At 55.0% G+C, this 24,404-nt stretch carries 18 protein-coding genes and 1 tRNA gene; 8 read left to right on the forward strand and 11 right to left on the reverse strand.

The window, feature by feature from the left end:
* Positions 1-494: 494 nt before the first annotated feature.
* From pap to ABEA92_RS29965, 6 genes are all read right to left on the reverse strand, one after another.
* Positions 495-1,982: a polyphosphate:AMP phosphotransferase gene (pap, locus tag ABEA92_RS29940; RefSeq protein WP_345689311.1), complete on the reverse strand. Its 1,488-nt coding sequence runs from the start codon at positions 1,980-1,982 to the stop codon at positions 495-497.
* A gap of 318 nt (positions 1,983-2,300) precedes the next feature.
* Positions 2,301-3,197 carry a hypothetical protein gene (locus tag ABEA92_RS29945; RefSeq protein ID WP_345689313.1) on the reverse strand — a complete coding sequence of 299 codons (897 nt, stop codon included), beginning with the start codon at positions 3,195-3,197 and terminating at the stop codon, positions 2,301-2,303.
* Positions 3,198-3,249: 52 nt separating this feature from the next.
* Complete coding sequence (locus ABEA92_RS29950) at positions 3,250-5,223, reverse strand: ulvan lysase-like protein (protein WP_345689315.1); 1,974 nt, start codon at positions 5,221-5,223, stop codon at positions 3,250-3,252.
* A gap of 135 nt (positions 5,224-5,358) precedes the next feature.
* Entirely contained in the window at positions 5,359-7,704 is a 2,346-nt protein-coding gene (locus ABEA92_RS29955; RefSeq protein WP_345689383.1) for a family 78 glycoside hydrolase catalytic domain, read from the reverse strand.
* 440 nt (positions 7,705-8,144) lie between these two features.
* On the reverse strand, positions 8,145-8,324 hold the full coding sequence (locus ABEA92_RS29960) for a hypothetical protein (protein WP_345689317.1): 180 nt from the start codon (positions 8,322-8,324) through the stop codon (positions 8,145-8,147).
* A gap of 171 nt (positions 8,325-8,495) precedes the next feature.
* Positions 8,496-9,731 (reverse strand): DUF1559 family PulG-like putative transporter, encoded by a 1,236-nt coding sequence (locus tag ABEA92_RS29965; RefSeq protein WP_345689319.1) that lies wholly within the window; start codon positions 9,729-9,731, stop codon positions 8,496-8,498.
* 267 nt (positions 9,732-9,998) lie between these two features.
* On the opposite strand from ABEA92_RS29965, the gene ABEA92_RS29970 reads away from it, so the two are divergent.
* Positions 9,999-10,550 (forward strand): sigma-70 family RNA polymerase sigma factor, encoded by a 552-nt coding sequence (locus ABEA92_RS29970; protein ID WP_345689321.1) that lies wholly within the window; start codon positions 9,999-10,001, stop codon positions 10,548-10,550.
* Complete coding sequence (locus ABEA92_RS29975; protein WP_345689323.1) at positions 10,547-12,379, forward strand: LamG domain-containing protein; 1,833 nt, start codon at positions 10,547-10,549, stop codon at positions 12,377-12,379. The genes ABEA92_RS29970 and ABEA92_RS29975 overlap by 4 nt, the downstream gene beginning before the upstream one ends.
* 400 nt (positions 12,380-12,779) lie before the next feature.
* Here ABEA92_RS29975 and ABEA92_RS29980 read toward each other — a convergent pair whose 3' ends face one another.
* Entirely contained in the window at positions 12,780-13,658 is an 879-nt protein-coding gene (locus tag ABEA92_RS29980) for a helix-turn-helix domain-containing protein (protein WP_345689325.1), read from the reverse strand.
* A 224-nt stretch (positions 13,659-13,882) separates the two neighbouring features.
* Here ABEA92_RS29980 and ABEA92_RS29985 point away from each other — a divergent pair, with 224 nt between their 5' ends.
* The 4 genes from ABEA92_RS29985 to ABEA92_RS30000 all read left to right on the forward strand — a co-directional run bounded on the left by ABEA92_RS29985 (position 13,883) and on the right by ABEA92_RS30000 (position 20,334).
* Complete coding sequence (locus ABEA92_RS29985; protein ID WP_345689327.1) at positions 13,883-15,172, forward strand: L-rhamnose isomerase; 1,290 nt, start codon at positions 13,883-13,885, stop codon at positions 15,170-15,172.
* A gap of 79 nt (positions 15,173-15,251) precedes the next feature.
* Positions 15,252-16,682, forward strand: coding sequence for a purine-cytosine permease family protein (locus ABEA92_RS29990; protein WP_345689329.1), 1,431 nt, complete (start codon positions 15,252-15,254; stop codon positions 16,680-16,682).
* Entirely contained in the window at positions 16,679-16,876 is a 198-nt protein-coding gene (locus ABEA92_RS29995; RefSeq protein ID WP_345689331.1) for a hypothetical protein, read from the forward strand. The genes ABEA92_RS29990 and ABEA92_RS29995 overlap by 4 nt, the downstream gene beginning before the upstream one ends.
* Positions 16,877-16,953: 77 nt before the next feature.
* Positions 16,954-20,334, forward strand: coding sequence for a family 78 glycoside hydrolase catalytic domain (locus ABEA92_RS30000; protein ID WP_425572523.1), 3,381 nt, complete (start codon positions 16,954-16,956; stop codon positions 20,332-20,334).
* A 281-nt stretch (positions 20,335-20,615) separates the two neighbouring features.
* Here the strand turns inward: ABEA92_RS30000 and ABEA92_RS30005 are convergent.
* The 3 genes from ABEA92_RS30005 to ABEA92_RS30015 all read right to left on the reverse strand — a co-directional run bounded on the left by ABEA92_RS30005 (position 20,616) and on the right by ABEA92_RS30015 (position 21,670).
* Positions 20,616-20,689 (reverse strand) — tRNA-Val (locus ABEA92_RS30005).
* A 52-nt stretch (positions 20,690-20,741) separates the two neighbouring features.
* Positions 20,742-20,936 (reverse strand): 30S ribosomal protein S21, encoded by a 195-nt coding sequence (rpsU, locus tag ABEA92_RS30010; protein ID WP_081614312.1) that lies wholly within the window; start codon positions 20,934-20,936, stop codon positions 20,742-20,744.
* Between the two features lie 611 nt (positions 20,937-21,547).
* A complete protein-coding gene (locus tag ABEA92_RS30015) occupies positions 21,548-21,670 on the reverse strand; it encodes a hypothetical protein (protein WP_345689333.1) in 123 nt (40 codons plus the stop codon).
* A 139-nt stretch (positions 21,671-21,809) separates the two neighbouring features.
* Here ABEA92_RS30015 and ABEA92_RS30020 point away from each other — a divergent pair, with 139 nt between their 5' ends.
* Positions 21,810-21,989 (forward strand): hypothetical protein, encoded by a 180-nt coding sequence (locus ABEA92_RS30020; RefSeq protein ID WP_345689335.1) that lies wholly within the window; start codon positions 21,810-21,812, stop codon positions 21,987-21,989.
* Here the strand turns inward: ABEA92_RS30020 and ABEA92_RS30025 are convergent.
* A complete protein-coding gene (locus ABEA92_RS30025) occupies positions 21,974-22,933 on the reverse strand; it encodes a putative 2-dehydropantoate 2-reductase (RefSeq protein WP_345689337.1) in 960 nt (319 codons plus the stop codon). The genes ABEA92_RS30020 and ABEA92_RS30025 overlap by 16 nt on opposite strands.
* A gap of 262 nt (positions 22,934-23,195) precedes the next feature.
* On the opposite strand from ABEA92_RS30025, the gene ABEA92_RS30030 reads away from it, so the two are divergent.
* Positions 23,196-24,335: an NPCBM/NEW2 domain-containing protein gene (locus ABEA92_RS30030; RefSeq protein ID WP_345689339.1), complete on the forward strand. Its 1,140-nt coding sequence runs from the start codon at positions 23,196-23,198 to the stop codon at positions 24,333-24,335.
* Positions 24,336-24,404 lie beyond the last annotated feature (69 nt).

Below are 24,404 nucleotides of genomic sequence, written 5' to 3' on the forward strand. Positions count from 1 at the left end.
TCTAGACGCCAGTGGAGCACGATCTGCGACCCAACTCACACGTCAGCCATCGTAAATTATACACTAACCGCCGTTTTCATTATTTAGGGTGCCGCGAAGCGGAATGAGGACTCGCCAGAGCGTGGATTGTCGGCAACCATGGCGCATCACCACCTTCTGGCGAAGGTAGCTACCGGAAGATCATTCATGGCGTTGGGTTCCTGCGTAGCTACGCTCGCCAGAGCGTGGATTGTCGGCAACCATGGCGAATCACCACCTTCTGGCGAAGGCAGCTACCGGAAGATTGTTCTCGGCGTTGGGCTCCTGCGTAACTACGCTCGCCAAAGCGTGGATTGTCGGCAACCATGGTGCATCACCACCTTCTGGCGAAGGCAGCTACCGGAAGATCGTTCACGGCATTGGGTTCCTGCGTAACTACGCTCGTCAGAGCGTGGATTGTCGGCAACCATGGCGCATCACCACCTTCTGGCGAAGGTAGCTACCGGAAGATCGTTCTAATTTCGGGGACGATCACTCAGTGTCTTCTGCAGGCGTTCGCAAGCGGTTTCGAGCACATGAATTCGCGCGGTGTATTTGTCGTTTGCCGGGACGATGGTCCAAGGGGCGTACGAGGTGTTGGTGTACTGGATCATGTCGTTGACGGCGGATTCATACACGTCCCACTTTTCCCGATTGCGCCAATCCTCTTCCGTTAACTTCCACGCTTTATGAGGTGTCGTCTTGCGTTCTTCGAACCGGCGCATCTGTTCTTCCGGGTCGATGTGCAACCAAAATTTGCAGATCATGATGCCGCTTTCGGCCAACTCCTGCTCAAACTCATTGATTTCGTTATAGGCCCTCTTCCACTCGTCGGGCCGAGCAAACCCCTCGATGCGTTCGACCAGCACTCGTCCATACCACGAACGATCAAAGAAGGTGATGTTTCCGGCGCTGGGCAAGTGACGCCAAAATCGCCACAGGTAGTGCTGCGCGTGTTCCTCTTCGGTTGGTGCTGCAATCGGGATCACTCGATAAGTCCTTGGATCAAGTGCCCGCAAGATCCGTCGTATCGCGCCCCCTTTGCCGGCGGCGTCCCAGCCTTCGAAGACCAGGACACTGGACACCTTTTGTTGTTTGGCTTGTCGACATAGCCGATTGAGGTCACCCTGCGCCTGCTCTCGCCGCTGTCGGTATTCCTTCTTGTCGAGAGCCTGCTTTAAATCGACTCCGGATAACCAATTCACGGGACTGGGACTGTAGTCCGTCGACACGGGGGGCGGTGTAGCCCCATCCAAACGCTTTTTGATCGCATCCAAAATGTGCTGTCCGATGGCAATCGATCGGTATCGTTGATCGGCACCGTCGATGACCCGCCATGGTGCGAGCGGGGTATCGGTGGCGTCGATGATTTGATCGCCTGCGACGACAAACCGGTTGTACATTGCCCAATGCGCCCAATCCGTGTGCGTCACACGCCAAGCGGTTAAAGGATTCGCTTCGAGCCGTTCGAGCTGTTTTTTTTGCCGCCGTTTGTCCAGGTGCATCCAAAATTTGAGGATCAACGCACCATCGGTTGCCAGCGTCCGTTCAAACCGACGAATCCGTTCCACATGCCTCGGAAACTCGGATTCAGAAACGGTTTGAGCGACCGATCCCAGCAACACTTGCGAATACCACGCACTCAAGAACAACCCGATCTGTCCACGAGGCGGCAGGTCGTGCCAATAGCGACGAAAGACCGGCCGCTCGACCTCCGCGTCGGAATCGGATGACCTAGCGTATGCGCGATTGATCAGCCATCGAGGATCCATCCATTCGTTCAGCGAGTTGACCATTTCGCTCTTGCCCGCGCCATCCACCCCGGCAAACAGAACGATGACAGGGAAATCCGCTTTGCGAAGCGAGTTCTGCACCTCTAACAATTCCGCGCGCAGAGCCGGAAGCCGAGCCTCGAACTCGCGTTTCTTCAGTTTCTCGGAATGTACAAAGTTTGCCAGTCTCACAAGTCCTACCTTTTTTCTTCGAGGCGAGCGATTTCACCTCAGTATAGCGTTGTGATCCGGCAATCGAGTAGCGATGCACTTCTCGCCCCATCCGTGAAACGCAAGCGATCGAAATCTCGATCCTTTTTGCGGCAAGTTTCCGCAGAGAGGCATCCTGGGGCTAACACTCATCCGCTACTGATGCATGAGCCCTAGCGGGCGATCCCCCCAACATAAGTAGCCACGTTGCTGTCGACCGCCAGCGGCAACGCGCATGGACCAAGACTGCTATACACAAACAACGATGAGCCCAAGAAATTGAGGGACGCGGATGCAAAATCAGTGAGCAGACATCAGCAGCATCGCCTTGACTTCGTCGGGAGTAGCGTGGTTGTTCCCGCCTTGGTCTGCCCCCGTGATCCACCAGTATACCATTCCGGCATCGGAGCAATCGAAGTGGTTCGCTTGGAACTTGACGACACCATCCTGTTCGGCGTAGGCGAGCTGCTTCCAGATCCACCGCAGGTTCTCGTCGTCATGGTCCTTCGCCCAATTCCAACGATCAGTTGCCGTTTTTAGGCCGACGTTTTGATCACCGATTTGGTGTTCGGTGATGCCGAAATCCAGGATCTGTTGCCAGGTGAAAAAGTCACCCGCGTTGTCGTTCGCCGGATGATGCGAAATGACATGCACATATTGGCGGCGCGGCGGATCAGCTGCTTTCAGAGCGAAACCGATAATGTCCGGTTCTCCGGCTTCGATGATCCACAGCGGGTCGTCCGCAGAGGATTGATTGATCGCGTCTCGCAAATCGTCTACGGCCCGTCGTTGATCGGTGCGGCAATTAAATGTGCCAGCAAGATTCGGAAAAGGACCGAATCGATTCACGCCGTCTTTGCAGATCTGAGTCAACACGTTTTGCCGTCGCAGCTCATCCGCAGCAGAGATGCGAGCGGTTGGCTTTAGGTCGCAGCAGTGAGACAAATGCACGAGCCGATCGTTCAGTCCTGACACTTTTAGCAAACCGAAAATCACCGCGGTCGCGCCGATGTCATCCGGGTCCGGCGAGTTGCCATCGGCGACGATCGCGAGTCGACCGGCGGGAGCACGAACGGAGCTCGAGACGTTCGCCGCGAGAGCTTCGGATGATTGTGCTTGCGTCTTCGCGGGAATCCATAAAACAGCCACGAAAGTCGCAAGCAACCATGTGTGAACGATGTCGTTTGAGGGCTTCATAGCATGGAACCAGTTCGGTTGGATTCGGCTGCATGAATTCATCGACCCACCTTCACTTTGGCAACGAGAGCACCGAGATTTGACAATGAGCCGTTGGCTTGTCGCCGGACAGCTTGATCAGAATTGGAATCGCTTCGGCACCAGGGACCATGTTGAAGACTCGGTCCTTATCAGTGGGCTTGATCGACACAACCGCATTCGATTCGACGACGACGATGCCTTGCGGCTTGACGATTTCGATGCGTGTCTCGGAGACTTGCCGGACTTCTTCACCCGATGGCGAAACGATCGGAAGCACCAACGTCGCCTCGTTCCCCTCCACTGCCTGAGGCGAAACGGAAGCGGAGATGATTGCCTGCGTGCCGCTGAACTGATAACGAAGTTCGCATGCCGAGTCATCACCGGCGAGCTTGTTGCGTGATTCGTCTTGCAGCGAAGTTTCGACTTGAATGCCGATCTTCTGCCCATCGTCTTTGGCGGTCACTTTGGCCGTCAAGTCGTACAAGTTCGTGTACCAACCGTCCTCGCGTCGACTTTCCACGCGGGTTGTCAGCGGGAAATCTTCGCCAGGCTGCGGTTGCATGTTCAGCGGCTCGACCATCTCGAAGCGTGCCATGCTCGACGCGAGTAGCAGACCGACTTTTTCGTGATAGAGCACCGAGAGCGAGCCGCCAGTTGGTTGCTGCAGCAGGCCTGATTTCTTGGTTTGGTAGATCGAATCGTATGCTGAAACGGTGGCTCGCCACGGACCGCGAGCCGCCAGCCACACGTCCAGTTCAGGGAAGTGCTTGACACCGTCAGCGGTTTGACGCGGCAGCGGCGTGCTGCTGTCGACTTTGGGCATCGCGTGCATTTTGTCTTGCACCAATGCCATCACCTTGGCGTGAGCGAACGTGTGGTGGATGCAGGGTTTAACGCCGTGCGACACGTAGTGCGGGCCTCCATGCAAAAGTCCGTCGGCGGTGCATCGCTGCAATAGTTCGGCATTCTTGATCGCGGCGGTGCCAAACGCGGGGTTGTAGCCAGCCATCATGCTGAATGCCGGCTGGCACCCGTCCGACGTGCGGCTTCCCCAATAACTCCATTTCTGTGAACGGGTGCCCCAGCTGTTATCCCACCCGCCATCGGGCAACATGAATTCCAGGTGACCGTTTAGTGCCTTGACGGCTAGGTCCAGCATTTCTTTATCGTCGACGTCGAGTGCGTAAAGCACGACTCCGTTAAGTGATTCTTCGACGTTGTAACCGAGGTCCACCGGCAACAGCCCACGCCCGCTGCGATTGTCATTCGGTTTGCCTTCACCCCACAGCAACGAATTGGGCTGTGTAAAGAACTCTTTAACACGTTTGGCGAACTGTTCGCTTCGCTGCGTGTATTTTGGGTTACCCAACAGTCGACCAAACAGGTGAAAACCGTAAACCCCGGTCATCCCGTAGTTCAGGTTCGTGAAATCGATCTTCTTGAAATCACGATAGAGATAACCGCCGACGGCTTCGTCAAGCCGCTTTGTCCAGGCAGCTCGCCGCTCGTCGTCGAGCACTTCGCCATGGTAGTGCAGGGCTTCGGCAAGCGCGATCGCACCGAAGATCGTCGTTCCTCGCCACGCTTTCGGATTGATATCGTTGGTCCAACTTCCATCGGGTTGGCTGACATTGTTTTCGGCCCAGTCATAAACGTTGATCGCGGCATCGAGATACTTCTTGTCGCCGGTCACGTGCGCCAGATGCAAAAACGGATACAACGCATCGCTACAGCGACCATGGATATGGCTGCATGCAGGGCAAATCAACGCGCCATGACGACTCGGATCGCCGGGATCGTTCACCTGCCGCCGGATCATGCCGTCGCACCAATCCACCAACAAGCTTTTGGTGAGCTTGTCGAAATAATGATTGGGATGGGCAGTCGCATCGGCATCATCGTGTTCTGCTGCGCCGGCAACAGCAAGCAACCAGGTGCTTTGAGACACCAGTGAGATCCCAGCCAATGTAGCGGTCATCGATTCGAGAAACTTACGTCGGTCCATGATGCTGCCCCTTCTTAAAGTTGAAACGTTCATTTTCGATCGTGATGAGGTTGATTCGCCCGACAAGCGAATCGGCGGCGTCACACGGCCGAACAGTTCGACCGCGGCGGTGTGACTGCAGGGAGAGAGGATGATTTATTGGACTTCAACCTCAATCTCACCGCGGACTTCCTTTTCTACGAGCCAGCGGTCGCCGACTTGCTTCGCCGCAACTTTTTCTCCGTCCACGTACACGCCAGTCGTGCCGTCGGCCGCGGGTAGATCGATCTTGGCCGTCATCCCCTCAGGCAGACTGAGCGACATCGTGAACGTTTCCTTATTCTGCCAATCGAGCTGAATCGGTCCTTGCGACGTCGGGACCTTGCCGCCAGCGTGCTTGAGATCGGCTGGGTGAGGGCGAATGATCGCGGTTGTCCAGCCTGGAGCTGTCGGCTGCACGCCCAACACGTATCGCGGCAACAGATTCGCCGGTGCCGCACCCCAGGCGTGATTCCAATCTTGATTCGGCTTGTATTTCAGGTCCCAGGCTTCCCAGGAGATCGTCGTTCCGCTGTTGACCATATGCTTCCAACTGCGATCTCCATCGGCGGTCATCAACGCAATCGCCTTTACATCGCTACCACTACTGAACAGCGCGTCCATAAAATACTGTGCCGCGTAGGGGCTGCAATGCATGTCTTGTTTTTCGAGCCAGGCGATAACCCCCGCACGTTTGTCCTCGGGCACCAAACCAAACGCGAGTGGAAAGAAGTTGGCGTGGATGCTGCTGTGATCCGTGCCGATGCCATCGCGATAGATTCCCTCAGCTTCGTCGAACAACGTTTTCTGGAACGATGCTCTCGCCAGCTCGACTCGCGTTTCAAAAGCCTTAGCGTCCTCGTCCTTTCCGATCGCACCAGCCATCTCGGCCATCTGCTCAAGTGCCTCGATATGAAACGCATTCACGACCGTGTTGATTTCCGTGAACACATAGCCATCGCGTTCCTTCTGCGGCCAATCGACGATGTCATGCCTTGTGCGATCCATCTCGTTGCTGCGAACTAAACCGTCGTCATCACTTCGATGCATCAACGTTTTTGCTTTCAGCGATTCGTAGCGGTGTTTTAACCACTCATCATCGCCGGAATACATCCACTCGGCGTGAGCCATGAAAACCATATGGGGCGCCCATTCCGATGGCCAAGTTCCATTTTCAATCAACCAGTCAAACGATCTCGCCGCCATCTCGACGTCGTCATCGGTCGTGTAGTGGCTCAATTGATTCAAATACGCGTCAGCTTCGTACGGAATCCGCTCGCGGTCACCATCCACGTAGACGCCGGCGAACGTCGTTGCTTTGATGCTGTATTTGCACAGCTCCCAAATTCTGTTGAGCGTTTCGTCGGAACACTCAAACGAGCTTGCGTCGTCATTCCAGCCAGTCGCGAACGCGGCGCGGCGGACGATGTATTCCGGTTTGAACTCACCGGGCCAATTTTCGATTTCGACCCAGCGGAACGGCATCACCGGCAACCAAGACTTGGGTGTCAAAACCGCGGGCGGATGAGCTCGCGTTGCACCGGCCTGTTCCGTGTTTCGCACATCGACCGGAGTCGGCACGATCCACGTTCCGATCTCGCCACTGCCGTTTCGAAATTGGCTCACTCCGTAGCGAACCGTCCCTGGTGGTTCGCGATCGATCCGGCCATCCTTCAACTTCTCACCAAAGTGAACCTTGCCCTCTCCGCGTCCCCCTTGAGGAACCCGCATGGCAATGTTTCCGAAGGCGACTTTGCCAAAATCAACAAGCGTGATGTTGTCGCTAATTTTTTTGACCGACACTGGTGCTTGGTCGGTCAGCGAAACCGAGTCCTCTGCAGGAATCTGCGGCAATTCTTTGATGAACAGATTTCGGAAGCGGTAGGTTTGGTCATCTTCGCCATGATGCTGGATACCGATGTAACCGGATGCATCAACAGTGTCGCGGAACGTGACCGTCGGCACTCCGTTCAGTTCAATCGTAATACGATCTTCAATGCAGGTGATCACAAACCGGTTCCAACCGTGACGGTTTAATGCACCGGCGATCGTTGGATCTGCAAATGCCGCTTTCGATTCTTCTTCGTGCTCCAGGAATTGATCCTGCGAACGCCCCTTCGTGCTTGGCCAAATCCATCTTCGTCGGGATTCATCAAAAAGCCCTCCCGACCAACGCCGATCGGACCCATCGCATTCCGCTTGATAGCCATAGACCTTCTTCTCTGCGTCCTTGTCGACGTGACATCGGAACATCACTCCCGAATTGGCGTCTCCTTCGGGCAAGTGGATTTCAACACTGACACGAAAGTCCGAGTATTTCTTTTTGGTGACCAAGAAGAATTTTTCGTTGGCCATCAGATGGATTTCACCGTCAACGACTTTGGCTTCTCCGTGTGGATAGGGATTCCACCATCCAGATAGGTCTTTACCGTTAAACAGCGGCGTGTACCCGCGGCTAAGCATTGCTTCAAAACCGGATTGACCGTCATGATTGATAGCCGGTTTTGAGATCGACGTTTCAGGACCTTCTTTCGCATTGCACACATCGAGCGACACGATCACCGCGAATATAAGGGAGCAGTATTTCAACATCGTCTAGGCCTTGGGGATCTATGAAAAATCGGGAGAGGGAACGAACGTGAAAAGCGGAATAATTCTAGTCACTTCCACAAAGGGCAACGAGTTCGACGGCTAGACTTATTGTCGTCGAAGGATTGCTTTGCTTCCTCGGCCTCACGTTGGAGCATCTGATTGTAATTGTCGATTTCTTCTCGAGAGGCTTCCGAAGGAACGTTTTTGGTTGTGCTGAAAGAACTACCAACCGAAACGGCTAAGCACGAAAAAAGGCTGATGCGAGAAACCACATCAGCCTTCGATTGATTTATCGTGCAGCGGCCGATTCGCTACTCACGCGCGCCGATATCACCGGCTTCCGCTGCAAGCTTCGCTTCCCTCTCAACGAGCGCATTGTAGTCGTCGATCTGCTCTTGGCTGAGCCCGTCGGCAACCGAGCTTGACTCGGACGTCGAGCAACCGACCAACACACTGGCCAGCAGCAGGCAAAATGTTGCTGTCGCTTTCATCTGTAATCCTCGCTTCCTCTTTATGAATTTGTGTATTTCTCAAAAGTCCCTAAATCTTAGGGAATGACTAAAAACCGCCGTGGCAGCCTCGCCGGCATGACTGGCGACGAGACTGAAAATTGATCCAAGTTGGAAATCGATTTCGCCAACAAGGGCGTCACCTTCAAAACCTTAGAACTCCGAGTCAATGACTTCCTTGGCAGCACGAGTTCCCAGGGCGCCCCACAGTCCGTAGGGGCTTTGTGCGCCTGCAACCGTTTTGGGCGATCCGTGATACGAGATCATTGCCGTGTTGCTATTACCCGCTTCAATCGAATCGGTGATGAACTTCACCGCTCCATCGCCCATCAAGACGTGGGCTCCACCTTGGTGACGACTGGAAACGGTGACCATCGAGTCGTTACTGGTACGTCCGCCGGTACAGATTCCCGAATTGGGCGGCAGGATCGTGTGCACTTGAGTAAAGAAGTGCATCGCATCATGCCAGCGATATCCACGTCCCAGCAATGCACTTACTGAACCTCCCGCACCCGCGTTCCAGAATTGTGGTCGCTCAGGATCATGGAACTGGTCCATGAACCTTGGGTTTTTCCGGCACTCGGCGCGTCCATGACCATTTTTATCGTTGTAAGCGGGATCTTGCGGGAACGACGTTCGCACATCCGCATCCCCAAGATCCGTCGTCAATTCGCCACATATCACGGTGTTGGCCAAGCCATCAAGCGTATCGCGGAATCTCATGCGGCTGTTCATCACGAACATGCCTCGATGAACCTTTCGCGAACGTGTCGCCTGGGTTTGATTGTTCGCGGTATAGGGCATGGTTGCACCGCTGGATACCTTGTGAACGAATACTTTGCCTTCGCGAGACATCACGGACGAATCACCCATACACGCCCCGTAATTGGTTCGACCAAGTGCCGGAAGCCCTTGCCCTGGATCACTCGGGCATCGGAACGACGCGATGTTTGTCGCCCAAGGCCCATAGTCAATTCGCGCTACCCCCGGTCCCATGGCCTGCCAAGGCGGGTTTTTCGCAGAACCGTTCGCCTTCACATTGAGTGGGTTTGAAATCTGTTCCCAAAGCGCCTGTTGCTCGATAAACGGCAGCACGCTAATTAAAAAGGATCCACGCCGGTTGATACTCGTTCCGTTATTGTCACCCGCGTAAATCTGCTGTCCCGCGGGTCGATCGGTACCGGTACCATGGACCGGCAACCCCTTGTACGCGGAATGGTAATTGTGAATGCCCAAGCCGATTTGCTTGAAATTGTTACTGCAGCTCATACGCCGAGCCGCTTCTCGAGCGGCCTGCACCGCCGGCAGCAACAATCCCACTAGGACTCCGATGATCGCGATAACGACCAGTAATTCGACAAGAGTGAATCCAGTACGCTGACGATTCATTCGAATAACTCCAATACGAGAAGAGAGAAGAGGAGGACAAAGCAAAACGCGACACTCAACCCGCCGCGTACCAAGGCCCTCGTATGGAGTGATTCCCGTCCCTCTTGAAGTTCTTCGCGCGAAATCTGAGAATTATTCCCGCTTTTCGCCGAATTCGCCTCCTTTTTTAAGAAAATCAAAAGAATGATCGCAAAATGAAGGCGGAGCTTCGGGAATAAGAATGAGTCGCGCTAACCCGGTTCACTTCAACTTACGCCATCAAGTTTGATGCTCCACTGCACAAGGAAAACGGTCATCCAAGAGGAACGATCCCAAGACGAATTCGTTCGCTTGCTCGCGATGCACTCGAGCAAGGTGATGTCGTTCATTCGCATCCTTACGATGAATCACCAGGATGATGCCGAAGAGATTTTCCAATTGACCTGTGTGGTGCTGTGGCAAAAGTTCTCGCAGTACGATCCGACAGGCAATTTCGCAGCTTGGGCTTGCCGTATCGCACATTACGAAACGCTGAAACATCGCGAATCAAAGCGTCGTATCAAACTGCTCAGCGACGATGCGCTCGAGGCTTTGGCCGAAGCGGCCATGCCCATTTCGGCTGAGCTGAGCGAGCGCCGAACCGCATTGTCAGAGTGCCTAAAGAAGCTGCCGGCCTCGGATCACGACTTGATCCGCCAAAAGTACTTCGAAGGTTTGAGCGTCGGTGAAATTTCAAATCGACTCGGTCGCTCGACTCATGCGATCTACCGTGAATTGAGTAAAGTACACGGGATGCTATTACGATGCGTGCAACGCTCTGCCACTGAGGCACTTTCATGAACATGGACAACCACCCATTGCAAACACTACGCACCCTGATCGTGAAATCGCAGTCGGAATCGCTGAGCGAATCCGAGATCGCCGAACTTAATGAGCTGATTTGCTCCGAAGGCGGTGCCGCCGAAGCAGCCGCGCTGATTGACCAGCTTTGCGCCTTCAGCGACTCAGGCAGACTCGACTCGTTGCCAATGGCCGAGGTTCTATCCGAAGCATTCAGCCAAGCTCCGGCACTCGATCGCGAACTTAGCGGCCATCGCGACGCAGGCTTGACGACTGCGTCCCATGTAACGTCCTTGGCGAACTCGAACGAAACATCATCCACCACCAACGCGGAATCATCGCGAAGCCCCGATACATCCTCGCGTCATTCTGATCGATGGACGAAAGCCTATTGGTGGGTCGGTTTGGCTGCCAGCCATCTGTTGATCGCATCCCTGGCATGGTCGTTTGCCAAACCGTCACCGAGCCAATCGACGTTTACCAATGAATTCATTGCCCAGCACAGTTCCCAAGCCAAGCCACCACAGCTGGTTTCGATGACCGCATGTGTGTGGAGTTCATCCGGCGACTTAGTCCCCACGATCGGAGAACCGATCAGCTCGGGTGAGATCCTGAAGCTTGTCGAAGGCATTGCGGAATTAAGAATTGGCGAAGACACTCCGGGGGAAGCACTGGTACGAATCGAGGGCCCCGCAAGCGTTTCCATCGGCGTCGACGGCCAAATTGGACTTCTGCAAGGCTCGATGACCGCAAAGACGCTCGGGACTGGCAGCAGAAACGTGACTGTCGATACCGCGATAGGCAGGATTATCGTTGATGGGCAAAGTTCGATCGGATTGGTTTCAAGTGAATCCGAAACGGAAGTGCATCTATTCACTGGACGTGTGTCGGTGGAACCCAATCAAGCGGCATTCAACGCCAGCAAAATTTTCCTGGAAGAAGGAGAAGCGGTGCGTCTATCCCTCACGCCGGGAGAAGGTGCATCGGTTGTCAAGTTCAATGCCTCGGAGGCGAACTTTGTTTCGGCTCGATCACCCGGTTTTGATCCACTGAATATCGGGGAACGATACGTTGACGCCGTATTGGAATCTCAGCCAAGCATCTATTGGCGATTCGAAGAACTCAAAGGCGAATTTCCTCAGTTTGTCAAAAACCAAGGCAGCGCAGCGGGCATGGATGCGACGGTGGTGGGCATCCCGAGTTGGCGTCAATATGGCAAGAACCGGGTGGCGGAACTAGGGACGTCGACATCATCGGCATTCCGCACCCTGCAACCTTGGCCGCAAGAACCTCTCGATGAATATACCATCGAAATGTGGGTCAAGCCGCAGCTATTCCACCACGGTGAAGTGCTCTGTTTGCACGATGTCGAGGAACTCGAGGATGGGCGTTATCAACATACGATGATGCTTGAAACCACCGCCCAGCACTACTTTACGCATCGCTTGAGCGATTCGCCGGCCAACCGATTTCGCTTTGTTCATCGCCAACTTGGTGCATCGCAACCAATCAGCGCGACCAGCCTGTTTTCCGATGGACAGTACCAAGCTCGGGTATGGCAACACGTCGTCGCCGCGAAAAAAGGGGATCGCCAAATTCTGTGGGTCGATGGACAACTCGCAGCGGAACGAAACAACCCTGTGCCGCTGAGCCCAAACGTCCAAATTTTGGTGGGGCAGGTTTACCCGACGTCGGTCTACCGAAAATTCGTCGGACAGATCGACGAGATTGCGATTTACGATCGCTGCCTCTCGCTTGCCGAACTGCGAAAGCACATCAAGGCAGCCGGACGATCAGTAGCCCCGGCACAAGTGATGACATCGGAATAGTGATGAGATGTTTCGCAGAGGAAACGACTGCGAGCCCTGCAGAAATGACGCGGTGATGCATTTTTAAAAGCAGATGATCGGCAAGGGGTGCGAGGGGGCGCACGTCGATCGAACCCAAAATGCACCTGCGGAAATGGTTTTCGGCTTTTTGATTTAATCCAAATGCAAATCGCAACGGTGAGCCGTGGGGCGTAAGGCACCGGGTGACGCGTGGGACCCGGCCGCTGACGCGCGTTACGGCTCAATCAATCAATCAACAAGCCATTTTTGGTGCTTCGCATCGAGCCAATCGAGATCGGGATAACCGATCGGTTTGACATCGCAGCGAGACGTCGACGATTGACTTCCGCAACCGTGCGTGGATCGGATGGGCCTTGCAGCGAACAGTGACGTGCTTGGGCTACGTCGCAGCCCGTTCGAATCTTTGACTACTGCGATATTTCCGCGGCGACGATTTCATTAAAGCTCGGAATTGGCGGCTAAAATAGTTGCTGTCGGAAAAACCAACGTCGAATGCGATCTCGGTGATCGTCTTGTCGGTCTGCGAAAGCAATTTACACGCTTGCCGGACCCGTAAACGAATCAAGTACGCAATCGGCGGACACCCCATCGTCGCCTCGAAGGCTCGCAAGAAATTACGACGAGACATCCCGGAAATTTCAACCAATTCATCGAGCGTGATGGGGTCGGCATAGTGACGCTCGATCAACGAAATCGCTTCTGCGATTCTCAGCAATGACTTGCTTTGCGGGCTGCGTGATTTGCTGTAACAACGCGACAGGAATGTTGCCAATTGCAAGAACGTCGTCGTTGCCATCACTCCAAAACCGCAACTGCGGCTGCTCAGTTCCTGATCGAGCTGGTCCACCAAATGGATCGCATGCACAAGCTCGGGCGGAGACAATTGCAGACGGCTGTTGAAACCATGACGTTTACGCCAAGCAGGTTCGAGCGTGAACAATGCGTGATACCCCGGCAGCGAGTGCAGATCACTAAGCGTCATCGGCAAATCGTTTGCGTCAAACAACACATTGATCAGCCGCAACTGGTCCATGTTCAAATAGTCATGAGGACGTGTCGGCCCGATGACGAACGTGTCGCCCGTGCAAAGTTCGTAGGAATCTTCGCCGGTAATGTGTTCCCCTTTGCCGCCCGTGATGATCACGATTTCCGAGAACTCGTGAGAATGCAGCCCAAAGGGATCTTGAGGGTCGCGGCGCTCGACCACAATGGGAAATCCGTCCTGATGAAACCAGTCCTGTTTCTTAAGTACTTGCATTAAAAGCCACAGCCCCTAAGGTAAGTTTCCGTGCCGCTATTAAGTAGAGAGGCGGTTAACCGCGTCATCGTCGGGAATCCGAAAGCTTGCAGCAAATGGCCCTATTGTGCTATTCGCTGGCGCAATCGTCAAGGTTTTCGGTTCGGCGGTGGCCTATCTTGCAAACTCGCGGAATCGCGATTTCCCCAAAACGATCTCGTACTTCTTTCACTGGATATAACTGGATGACAAACGCTGCCAACCTACAAAAATCGTATGAGCTTGCCGTCGAGCGATACGAGGCTGCTGGGGTGAATGTGCAACAGGCACTGGACCGCATGCGTGATGTCGCCATTTCGGTGCACTGTTGGCAGGGCGATGACGTTGTCGGATTCGAAGGCAACGCGGGTGCGTTGGGAAACGGGCTTGCAGTGACTGGCAACTACCCTGGGCGAGCCCGTACGGCAGACGAACTTCGCAGCGATTTGGAGTTTGCCTACTCGTTGATCCCAGGCAATCACAGGCTGAATCTGCATGCCTTGTACGGTGAATTTCAAACCCCGGTGGACCGTGACGCGATTGGCGTCGAACACTTTCAAGGTTGGATGGATTGGGGCCGCGGCCAGAACGTGGATCTCGATTTCAATCCGAGTTACTTCTCGCACGACAAAGCGAGCGACGGGTTCACGTTGGCGCACGCGGATTCTGGTATCCGTCAATTCTGGATCGATCACGGGATCGCTTGTCGACGGATCGCCGCGGCGATGGGCCAGGCACAGGGCAACCCGTGTATCAACAATTTCTGGGTTCCCGACGGCTCGAAAGACACTCCGGCCAGTCGCAAAGATCCTCGCGAGAGGCTTGCGGCGTCGCTGGACGAAATTTTTGCCGAAAAACTTTCATCGGATCACACGCTGGATGCCGTCGAATGCAAGTTGTTCGGGATCGGGAGCGAAAGTTACGTGGTCGGATCCCATGAATTCTACATGGGCTATGCCATGTCGCGGAACAAAGTGCTTTGCCTCGATGCGGGTCATTTCCATCCCACCGAAGTCGTGTCGGACAAGATTTCTTCGGTGCTAATGTATGTACCGGAACTGCTGCTACACGTTAGCCGCGGCGTGCGTTGGGATAGCGACCACGTCGTTACCTATACGGACGAACTGCAGGCGATCATGCAAGAGATCGTTCGCGGTGACTATTTGGACCGAGTCCATATCGGACTCGACTTCTTTGACGCCAGCATCAACCGCGTTGCGGCGTGGGCGATCGGAACACGAAATGCGCTAAAGGCCCTTCTGGCGGCACTTTTGGAACCGACGGAAAAACTGCAGCAACTTGAACGCGACGGCGATTACACCGCACGATTGGCGTTGATGGAAGAACACAAAACGATGCCGATGGGCGCCGTCTGGGATCACTACTGCCAAACGGTCGGAGTTCCCGTCGGAGCCGAGTGGCTCGAGAAGGTGCGTGAATATGAAGCAAATGTTCAATCAGGTCGCCAAACCCAAACGAGTGCAGTGACCGCGTAGAACGAGCCCCAAACTAGCATTGCCTCGCATCGAACCGATTAAAAAAATCGCAAACTTACAAGAACGAGAATCCAATTCAATGAGCGAAGACCATTCAAATTCAGGCGGAGAGTTTGAACGCGAACCTGTTCCCGAGTCGGCGTTACTTGGATCAGGAAAATTTTGGGGCATGTATGCAGGCGAGCATGCTGCCGGCACCGAGTTCATGATTGGACCGCTGTTCTTGGCAGCGGGGGCGAGTTTACAAGACTTGCTGCTAGGTTTGCTGCTAGGCAATTTCCTCGCCGTGCTGACGTGGCGTTTTTTAGTCACGCCCATCGCCATCGCAAAGCGGATGACCCTCTATTACCAATTAGAGCGAATTGCCGGAGGCGCGTTGGTCAAACTCTATAACTTGGTCAACGGACTGCTGTTTTGTTTTCTAGCCGGAGCGATGGTCACCGTATCGGCATCAGCCGTCGGCGTTCCATTCGGGATTACGTTTGACGTACCGAAGTCGATGTTTGGACTTAGTAATCCCTCGTTCACTTTCCTTGTTGCCATCGTCGGCGTGGTGATCGCTGTGGTGGCTGCGGGCGGTTACGAACGGGTCGCACGCGTGGCCAACATCGCCGCCCCTTGGATGATCGCGGTGTTCGCCGCATGCGGCATCGTCTCACTGGGACAAATGGATGCGACCAGCATCTCGGCAATCAGTGAAGGCAAGTTCTGGACAAACGCGATTGCGTTTGTTCAAGAGAAAAATGGACCTCAATCATTCAGTTTTTGGCAAATTGTTGTATTCGCTTGGCTATGCAACGGAGCGATGCATTTTGGAATGGCCGACCTTTCTATTTTTCGCTTTGCTCGCAGCAAAAATTCCGGATGGGCACCTTCGATCGGCATGTTCCTGGGCCACTACATGGCCTGGATCTGTGCGGGACTGCTACTTGCCGCTTTGATCAAGATCCAGCCCACGCTTGCACTTGGTACCGACGGCAAGGTATCAGCAAACCCTGGGCTGCTTGCGTTCCATTCCGTCGGCTGGACCGGCATCATCTGCGTGGTGATCGCGGGGTGGACCACCGCCAATCCGACCATCTATCGAGCCGGCTTGGCTTTCCAAGGCGTGCTGCCAAAGAGCTCTCGTACGGCGATGACGCTTGTCGCGGGAACCGTCGCGACGATTGCCGGAGCGTTCCCGAATCTGTCAGCTCAACTGCTTGGGTTTGTCGGCACCTACGGAACCGTTCTGGGGCCGATGGGAGCGGTAATTTTTGTCGACTTCTACTTGATGAAACGCTTTGGGCTCCGCGAGGAATACGCAACCCATTCGGGAGTCCAGATCAACGTCGCGGTTCTGGTCGCATGGCTGCTGCCGGTCGCCGTTGGGCTGTACCTAATTTTTGCTCAAGGATTGTTCGCCGCTTACGCGGTGATTCCTTGCTGGATTGCTTGTGGTGCGATTTACCTCGTACTCAGTAAGCTCACCCAAACCACCGGTCCGATCAACCAAGGAGTTACTCAATGAACACGATTGCCAAAATAGTTTCGCTGATCGCACTGAGTGCAGTTATCGTTCCATGCCTGCTGTACTTCGGCGGGACAATCGACTTGGCGACGGTGAAATGGACCGCACTCGCCGGAACGATCGGCTGGTTCCTTGCGACGCCTATGTGGATGAGCCGTGAACTTCCAAAGGACGCAGCCGAAGTCGAGATCTAAAGCTGCTGCGATCCTCTGCGGATACCAACCCCACCTGACCTACCTGTTTCTCACCCTGACTACCTGAAGTGCCCGCCGTGAAACCTTTCTACTTCATTCTTCTGACGTTTTCGCTTGTTGCATCTGCCGCTGCATCCGATTACGCCGTGACTGACTTGAGATGCGAGTACCTTGAAAACCCGATCGGGATCGACATTGAAAATCCTCGTTTGAGCTGGCGTGTCAAGTCCGAGACGCGTGGTCAAGCTCAAACCGCTTATCGAGTCCTCGTCGCCTCTTCGGCAGACAGGCTGGCAAACAACGAAGGCGACCTGTGGGACTCGGGAAAGATCGACTCGAGTCAAACGTTGTTTGTGAAGTACCAAGGTGCACCGCTGAAATCACGCAGCCGTTGCCACTGGAAAGTTCAATCGCTGGACAGCGAAGGCACCGCAGTCTGGAGCGAGCCGGCATCATGGTCGATGGGTCTGTTAAACGAGACGGATTGGCAGGCAAAGTACATTTCGTATCGCGATGAGGATCCAATTCATACGGATACCAAGAGTTTGTTTCTGCCGGCCGCGCGGCAATACCGTAAATCGTTCGCGGCCACCAAGAAAGTAAAACAAGCAACCATCTATGCGACGGCACTTGGCATCTATGAACTGCATCTCAACGGCCAACGCGTCAGCGATGCTCGATTCGCGCCCGGTTGGACCGACTACCGCCAACGTGCCTACTACAACACTTACGATGTGACAAACATGGTCGGGCAAGGCGACAACGCGATGGGGGCATGGGTCGCCGATGGTTGGTACAGCGGCTATGTCGGCTTTGGTTTGTTGACCGGAATGGGAACCGAAAAAAATGGCCGTTACACCTACGGCAAAACGCCAGCGGTGATGGCACAGCTTGAAATCGAGTACACCGACGGAACGCGGGAAACGATCGGCACCGATTCGACTTGGAAAGTCACCGGCGACGGCCCGATCCAGGAAGCCGACTTGTTGATGGGCGAATCATACGACGCACGAAAGGAAATGCCCGGCTGGTCGACCGCCGCCTTCGACGACCGTGATTGGGACAATGCGATCTTGGCCAACCAGAACGGTCAGACCACCGCGACGTTCTACGAAGGACGCAACCCAGAAACGAAAGGCGGACACCCTCGAATCACCGGAACCGAACGGGAACTCGGCTTCGTCCGTCCCAAATTGGAAGCATTCCCAGGTGTTCCGGTCCGCGTCATCGAGGAACTTCCCGCCAATTCGGTGACCCGACGCGCCGCAGGTACCTACACCTTCAACCTGAACCAGAACTTTGCTGGCACGATTCGACTAAAAGTCAAAGGCCCGGCGGGACACAAAGTCACAATCCGGTACGGTGAAATGCTACATCCCGATGGCCGGTTGATGACCGAAAACCTGCGTAAAGCACGTGCCACCGACTTTTACACCTGCAAAGGTGATCCCGATGGCGAAATCTACGAACCACGATTCACGTTCCACGGTTTCCAATTTGTCGAGGTTGAGAATTTCCCTGGCGAACCGACCACGGACTCCGTGACCGGCCTTGTCCTGCACAGCGATACTCCGCTGACGAGCACCTTTGAATGCAGTGACCCGATGGTCAATCAACTGTTCAAAAATGTCGTTTGGACACAGCGAGCCAATTTCTTGGACCTCCCCACCGATTGTCCCCAACGCGACGAGCGGATGGGATGGACCGGCGACGCGCAGGCTTACGTGGCCACAGCGGCTTACAACGCGGACATCGGTGCGTTCTACACCAAATGGTTACGCGAACTGATGGAATCGCAGCGTCCCAGCGGCGTGTTTCCGGGTTACGCTCCGTTTCCGTTCCAGCACGGCTGGGATTTCGGTTCCGCATGGGCGGATGCGGGCGTGATTTGCCCGTGGACGATCTGGCAATTCTATGGCGACACGCAAGTCATCAAAGATTGCTGGGAACCGATGGTACGATTCATGAAGTGGCGTGATGCAACCGCCGTGAATGACTTGGGAGTTGCTCACGGAAATGCGTGGGGCGATTGGCTTGCCCAAGGTGCCGACACGCCGCTTGAATTCATTGACACCGTGTACTACGCGATTTCAGCGCGGATGATGGCCGAGATGGCTGAGGCAATCGGACGCGATCGCGAGGCGGACGCCTATCGATCTCAGCTAGAAAAAACCAAAGCCGCGTTCCAAGCCAAGTACTTGCGAGATGACGGCAGCGTGAATGTGAATACGCAAACGGCTCAAGCTCTCGCGTTGTTTGGTGATCTTGTTCCGCAGTCAAAACGCAAAGGCACCGCACAGCATTTGGCACAGATGATCGCCGACAACGGCAATCGCATGGCGACTGGGTTTCTCGGCACGCGACCGCTGCTGCCGGTGCTCTCGGCGTCAGGCCAGCATGACTTGGCCACATTTCTACTGCAGTCACGCGAGTTCCCATCATGGGGCTACGAGATCGCCAACGGAGCAACCACAATCTGGGAACGCTGGGACAGTTACACCAAGGAAGACGCGTTCGGCCGCCACAACGCTGCGATGAATTCCTTTTCGCACTACGCGTTTGGCGCGGTGTGTGAATGGATGTTTGCCACGCTGGCAGGCATCCAGTCCGATGGTCCGGGATTCAAGCAGATCGTGATACGACCCAGCCCGCCTTCGCCTGCAAGCAACGCAATGCACGATCCAATCGACTGGGTGCGTGCCTCCTACGAATCGATTCACGGCGTCATCCGCAGCGAATGGAAGATCCAGGACGATCAATTCCAGCTGAACGTCACCATTCCAACCAACACGACGGCAACCGTTTACCTACCGACGACGGATGCGAGCAGCATTACCGAATCCGGCAATGCGTTGACGGGGCATCGTCATGTCAAGCTCGTCCGCCAACAGGCCGATGTCGCGGTTTTGTCGGTACCTTCGGGCAGTTACAAGTTCTCAGCACGCAGCGGCATCGCAGCCGCCTCCGTTGCGCTAAAAACCGGGGAACCGAAAGACACCTCGCTCAATCCAGACCAGATCGACTTGACCGGAGCCACGAAAATCGCATCTTGGGATTTCACGGTTCCTCAAGACGCTGAGGCTTGGGGAGAACGCAAGGGCGTCAAGATCACGCGGCGAGACGGTGATGTCTACCTCGTCGCAACCGGTGACGACTCACAAATGGCAGTCAAGCTAGACCGGCCTGCCACCGGAAAATTGGCGATCGAGTTGCGTGCGATGCCCGGTGATGGAGCGACCAGCCAATTCTTTTGGGCATCGCCTGGCCGTGGGTTCAATGGTCAACAACAAAGCAAGCGGACGCTTCGAGAGTCGGACCAAATCAACGCTTACCTATTTGCAATTCCGGAGACCGAGCCCGTGGGCAAACTCCGCTTCGATCCCTTCGCAACGTACGACGAGCATGCCAACGTCGGCGAGATGAAGATCGAATCGATCACCATCTACCAGCTTCACTAAACGATCGCAGCAAAACGATGGCAAAACTGGTGCCGCTGGACCTCCCAAAGTTCACAACGGCACAAAATGCCCCTCGTGATGCGATCGCCGGGCGCGAAAGAGCTGCCGGGACTCGTTGCCTCGTCCACTACCGCCTTGTCTATTGCCAGCAGCAAGGACTCGTAGTGTTGCCCACTACCGTCTTGGATACTACGAGGTGTGATTTTGGCAGGGGGGGATAAGTCAAGACACGAAAAAAGCCGCGAATAGCGGCTTGTGCGTTCCCGTATGGGAAAAACAAATGGGCGTTGAGGGACTCGAACCCCCGACCCTCTCGGTGTAAACGAGATGCTCTAGCCAACTGAGCTAAACGCCCGTACGCTTGACATACCTAAGGACGAATTGGCGGTTCGTCCTGCAAGACTAGACTATCGGCTTAGCAAACGGGTTCGGCGGGAGCGGCGTTCGGCTCGCAGGCGATTGCGACGATTCGTTTCACTTGGCTTTTCGTAGTACTCGCGGCGACGCATCTCTTTCTTGATGCCACTGCGCTCAACCAACTTGCGGAATCGACGTACTGCCTCCTGAATGGTTTCCCGGTCTCGAACCACTAACTTTACCATTTTGTCTCCGATTTCATCGCTATCTTTCTAACTCCCCATTTGGCCGAGGAAATGTCAAATACGAAATGTGTGTGTTTCTCGTGCTAGCCTTTGCCAGCGAAGTGCGGAAGTTTACCCGCCTCTTTACCTCGATGGCAATGCCCATCAAGCCAAAAAAAACAGCTTTTTCCAGCGAAATATTCTCAGCAGGTTTCTTAGCGGGTTCGCTGCGGCAATTTCGTGCACGTTTGGCGACCGCCCCTCTAAGACGTTGCTCGAAGTCTTAGTCTATCGGCAAACCACCCGGCTTTGAATCGGTGAATCACCCGTTCCGAGCGAATTTTTGGACAGGAATCTGCCTGCAGGCTGCGATTCCCGGGCGATAACCGCATCGTGCGTGTTTTGAAGTTGCGCTACTGTCGTTTTTCCCGGCAAATCCAAACCCGACGCGTCAGCGAGGGACCGAGAAGATATCGAGATTCTCTCGCTTACGCTTCGGGTTGTGAAAAACGCGCAACTTCAAAACGTGCGTGCGTCCCCCCATCCGCACCGATCGCCAGCGAAAACAGCCGCCGAGCGTCGCGGCCCGTCGATCAGGACCGGACCCTGCACGGACGAGGGCCTTATATTCGCTACAGCTTGCCTGAACCGAATAGCCGCAACGGCACCGGTTCGCTGATCGTTTTCAGCGGAATAAACGACAAATCTTGCCACGCTTTACCGACGGGACTAATCGGCACGCGGTTCGTGAACACGGCAGCACCTGGCCGATGCTTCGCACAGTCACAGCAAACGCAATCTCGTCTTCATCACGCCCAACCGCGTGCAGATGACGCTGCGTTTGCATGTGCACTTTGCTTTGCATTCACCCTACATCACCAGTGTGCTTTCGCCATGTCACCGACACCTACCTCCAGCGTCGATACGATGGAACCCGGCCAATTGCTGAACGAGCTCGAGCGTCGCCAGGACGAAGTGCTGATGGAACTCGACGCCCTGGACGCCAAACTGACCGCAGTGTTGCAGGGGCTGGGTGTGACGCTTGATGACGAGATCGATCAAGAATTGGTGTGATCGATGTACCGCAGCTGCTGGTACAGCGTTTCGACGCGGCTCATTTCGTAGCCTGATTCTTTCGCCGCACGCAGCGGATTGCCCAAGATCGCTTCGGCTTCCATCGCTCGCTTGTTAAGAAAATCGAGCCGCATGCTGCTGTCGTACGGCACCATCTTTCGCGTGTTTTCGAGCGTTTTTTCGATCATCTCGACAGGGATCGTCACGCCACACGCTGCCGCTCCGGCATGCACCTCGCGGACCACCGCTTCGGCCAATGCCGAGGCATCGGGGTCGTCCATGATCTGTTTGGTCGACGCGTTTAGGATCACCGATAAACTGTTGAAGGGAATATTCCACATCAGTTTTCGCCAACGCACCAAGGCGAGATTGTCCGAGAACTCCGTTGGCACCCCAGCCGAATTCAGGTCTTCGCAAATCTGATTGCCGATCGAAACCATCCGTGCGTCGTTTTGCGTCGCAGTCGAACCCGCGGACGAAGCGGGCCGGTATTGGCCAAACACAATCTTGCCAAAGTCGATGTGCCGAATATGGCCTGGCCCGACCTTGTTACTGCACAGAAAACAGCAGCCGCCGAAGACACGCTTGTCCCCCACAATGGCTGCCGAGTCGGCTTCGACGTTTAATCCATTCTGCAGCACCAATACGACGCCGCCATCAGCAGTGGGGGCGGGCAACAGTTCCGCAAGCAGGTGGTTTTGCGTTGTTTTCAACCCAATAACAGTGACATCGCACGGCGGCATCGTTTCAGCAGTGGCGTGCACGTGAAGATCGCGGAGGTGCATGTCCCCCCAAATGCTGTCGACTTTCAACCCATGCTCGCGGACATGTTCATAGTCACTGTGCAGCAAAAAGTGGACTTCAAACCCTTGCCGTGCCAACATGGCTCCATACAGTCCGCCGAGGGCACCGGCACCAATGATTGCGTAGCGTTGCTTGTTCATGATGCCAGATTAGCGAAACGGACTGGCGATTGGCAATTGCCACGTCGAGGAAGGCTGCGATGCATGCGGCGGACCTTCCACTAATCGAGCGTTCAAGGGGGCCAAACCGCCGCAACCCACCTATTGCGACTTAACCCCCAACCGGGGATCGGCCGCGAGCGATAAAACCATGGCAATGTCCGATCGTGGCAGACAATCCGCATGTCTTGCGCTAGAATAGGGCGGTCCGGGGCACGTTCCATTCTCACTACGAGTCGCATTGATGCTGACACAGACACTGTTGTTATTACTGTTGAGCGTGATTCCGGTTCGCGTTTCGACGATCGAAGGCCAATCGGTCCAAGGCGACTTCCAAGGCATCGGCACCGCCGAGCTGAAAATCGAAGTGGACGGGCAGACACAGACGTATGGGTTTGACGCACTGTCATCGCTGGCACCGGCACAGAAACCGGAGGAGACGGGGCCAACGATGCGGGTGATCTTGGCTGCGGGATCGGAAGTGGCGGCTCAAGACTTGTCTTTGACCGACGAAACGCTCTCGATCGAACCGCGACGTCAAAATCGACTCGATGTTCCCGTTAAACAAGTTCGTGCCATCCGATTTCGCGCGGCCACGGCGGCGGTGAACCCCGCCTGGTTAGCGAAGCTCGAAGACGAGCGTCGGGGCGATACGATCGCCATCCGCCGTGAAGGCGATACGCTCGATTTCATCGAAGGCGTGATCACGTCAATCTCGGCCGATACCGTTGGACTCGAACTCGATGGCGACGAGATCCAAGCCCCGATCGCAAAACTGGAAGGCGTTATCTTTGGCGGGACCAAGGTGTCGTCCAATCCAGGCGACATACAAGTCGTCGATGTGTACGGATCGCGTTGGTCGGTCGCCGAGATGCTGCCCAGCGAGGCGGACGCCCCGCTGCGTCTGAGATTGCCAGGCGGAATCATTCACACGCTGCCGCTGGCTCAAATCGAATCGATCCGCTGGACTGGCGGACTCTCGTTGCTAGCCACGGTCAAACCGGCTGCTTCCTCGCACACCGAATACGTGCAAACCAAACTTGATCGTAACATGCTGAATGCTTGGTTTGGTCCCAAACCGGTCGATGGACAAGACTTGGTTCTGTATGGTCGCTCGGCGGTCGAATACCGCATCGACGAAGGCTTTCAAACGTTTGCCGCCGGGGTGCGACGTGACAAGTCGGTGCGAAATGCAACCGAGACCACGGTACGCGTTTTTGTCGACGAAAAAATGGTGTGGGAAGAATCGATCAATGACGATCAACCACTCGGTTTCGAGTTGTCGGTCGCCGACGGACAACGTTTAAAAATCGAAGTGGATCCAGGTTCCCAAGGGGATTTAGGAAACACGATTCGGATTTTGCGTCCCCGGTTATTACGATAGACATGAACGCGAGCAGGTGCTCGAAGCGGCGGACGCGTCAGAGATACAAATCGTGGAAATGGGAGAGGA

Source organism: Novipirellula caenicola, from assembly GCF_039545035.1.
Lineage (GTDB): Bacteria > Planctomycetota > Planctomycetia > Pirellulales > Pirellulaceae > Novipirellula > Novipirellula caenicola.

What these genes read in the sequence shown, in the direction of transcription:
- ABEA92_RS30030 (WP_345689339.1), top strand. Translation starts at nt 23,196, where the DNA reads ATGCTGACACAGACACTGTTGTTATTACTGTTGAGCGTGATTCCGGTT.
- ABEA92_RS29990 (WP_345689329.1), top strand. Translation starts at nt 15,252, where the DNA reads ATGAGCGAAGACCATTCAAATTCAGGCGGAGAGTTTGAACGCGAACCT.
- ABEA92_RS29955 (WP_345689383.1), bottom strand. Translation starts at nt 7,704, where the DNA reads ATGCTTAGCCGCGGGTACACGCCGCTGTTTAACGGTAAAGACCTATCT.
- ABEA92_RS30025 (WP_345689337.1), bottom strand. Translation starts at nt 22,933, where the DNA reads ATGAACAAGCAACGCTACGCAATCATTGGTGCCGGTGCCCTCGGCGGA.
- ABEA92_RS29975 (WP_345689323.1), top strand. Translation starts at nt 10,547, where the DNA reads ATGAACATGGACAACCACCCATTGCAAACACTACGCACCCTGATCGTG.
- ABEA92_RS29980 (WP_345689325.1), bottom strand. Translation starts at nt 13,658, where the DNA reads ATGCAAGTACTTAAGAAACAGGACTGGTTTCATCAGGACGGATTTCCC.
- rpsU (WP_081614312.1), bottom strand. Translation starts at nt 20,936, where the DNA reads ATGGTAAAGTTAGTGGTTCGAGACCGGGAAACCATTCAGGAGGCAGTA.
- ABEA92_RS29985 (WP_345689327.1), top strand. Translation starts at nt 13,883, where the DNA reads ATGACAAACGCTGCCAACCTACAAAAATCGTATGAGCTTGCCGTCGAG.
- ABEA92_RS29965 (WP_345689319.1), bottom strand. Translation starts at nt 9,731, where the DNA reads ATGAATCGTCAGCGTACTGGATTCACTCTTGTCGAATTACTGGTCGTT.
- ABEA92_RS29995 (WP_345689331.1), top strand. Translation starts at nt 16,679, where the DNA reads ATGAACACGATTGCCAAAATAGTTTCGCTGATCGCACTGAGTGCAGTT.
- ABEA92_RS30020 (WP_345689335.1), top strand. Translation starts at nt 21,810, where the DNA reads ATGTCACCGACACCTACCTCCAGCGTCGATACGATGGAACCCGGCCAA.
- ABEA92_RS29970 (WP_345689321.1), top strand. Translation starts at nt 9,999, where the DNA reads ATGCTCCACTGCACAAGGAAAACGGTCATCCAAGAGGAACGATCCCAA.
- ABEA92_RS29960 (WP_345689317.1), bottom strand. Translation starts at nt 8,324, where the DNA reads ATGAAAGCGACAGCAACATTTTGCCTGCTGCTGGCCAGTGTGTTGGTC.
- ABEA92_RS29950 (WP_345689315.1), bottom strand. Translation starts at nt 5,223, where the DNA reads ATGGACCGACGTAAGTTTCTCGAATCGATGACCGCTACATTGGCTGGG.
- ABEA92_RS29945 (WP_345689313.1), bottom strand. Translation starts at nt 3,197, where the DNA reads ATGAAGCCCTCAAACGACATCGTTCACACATGGTTGCTTGCGACTTTC.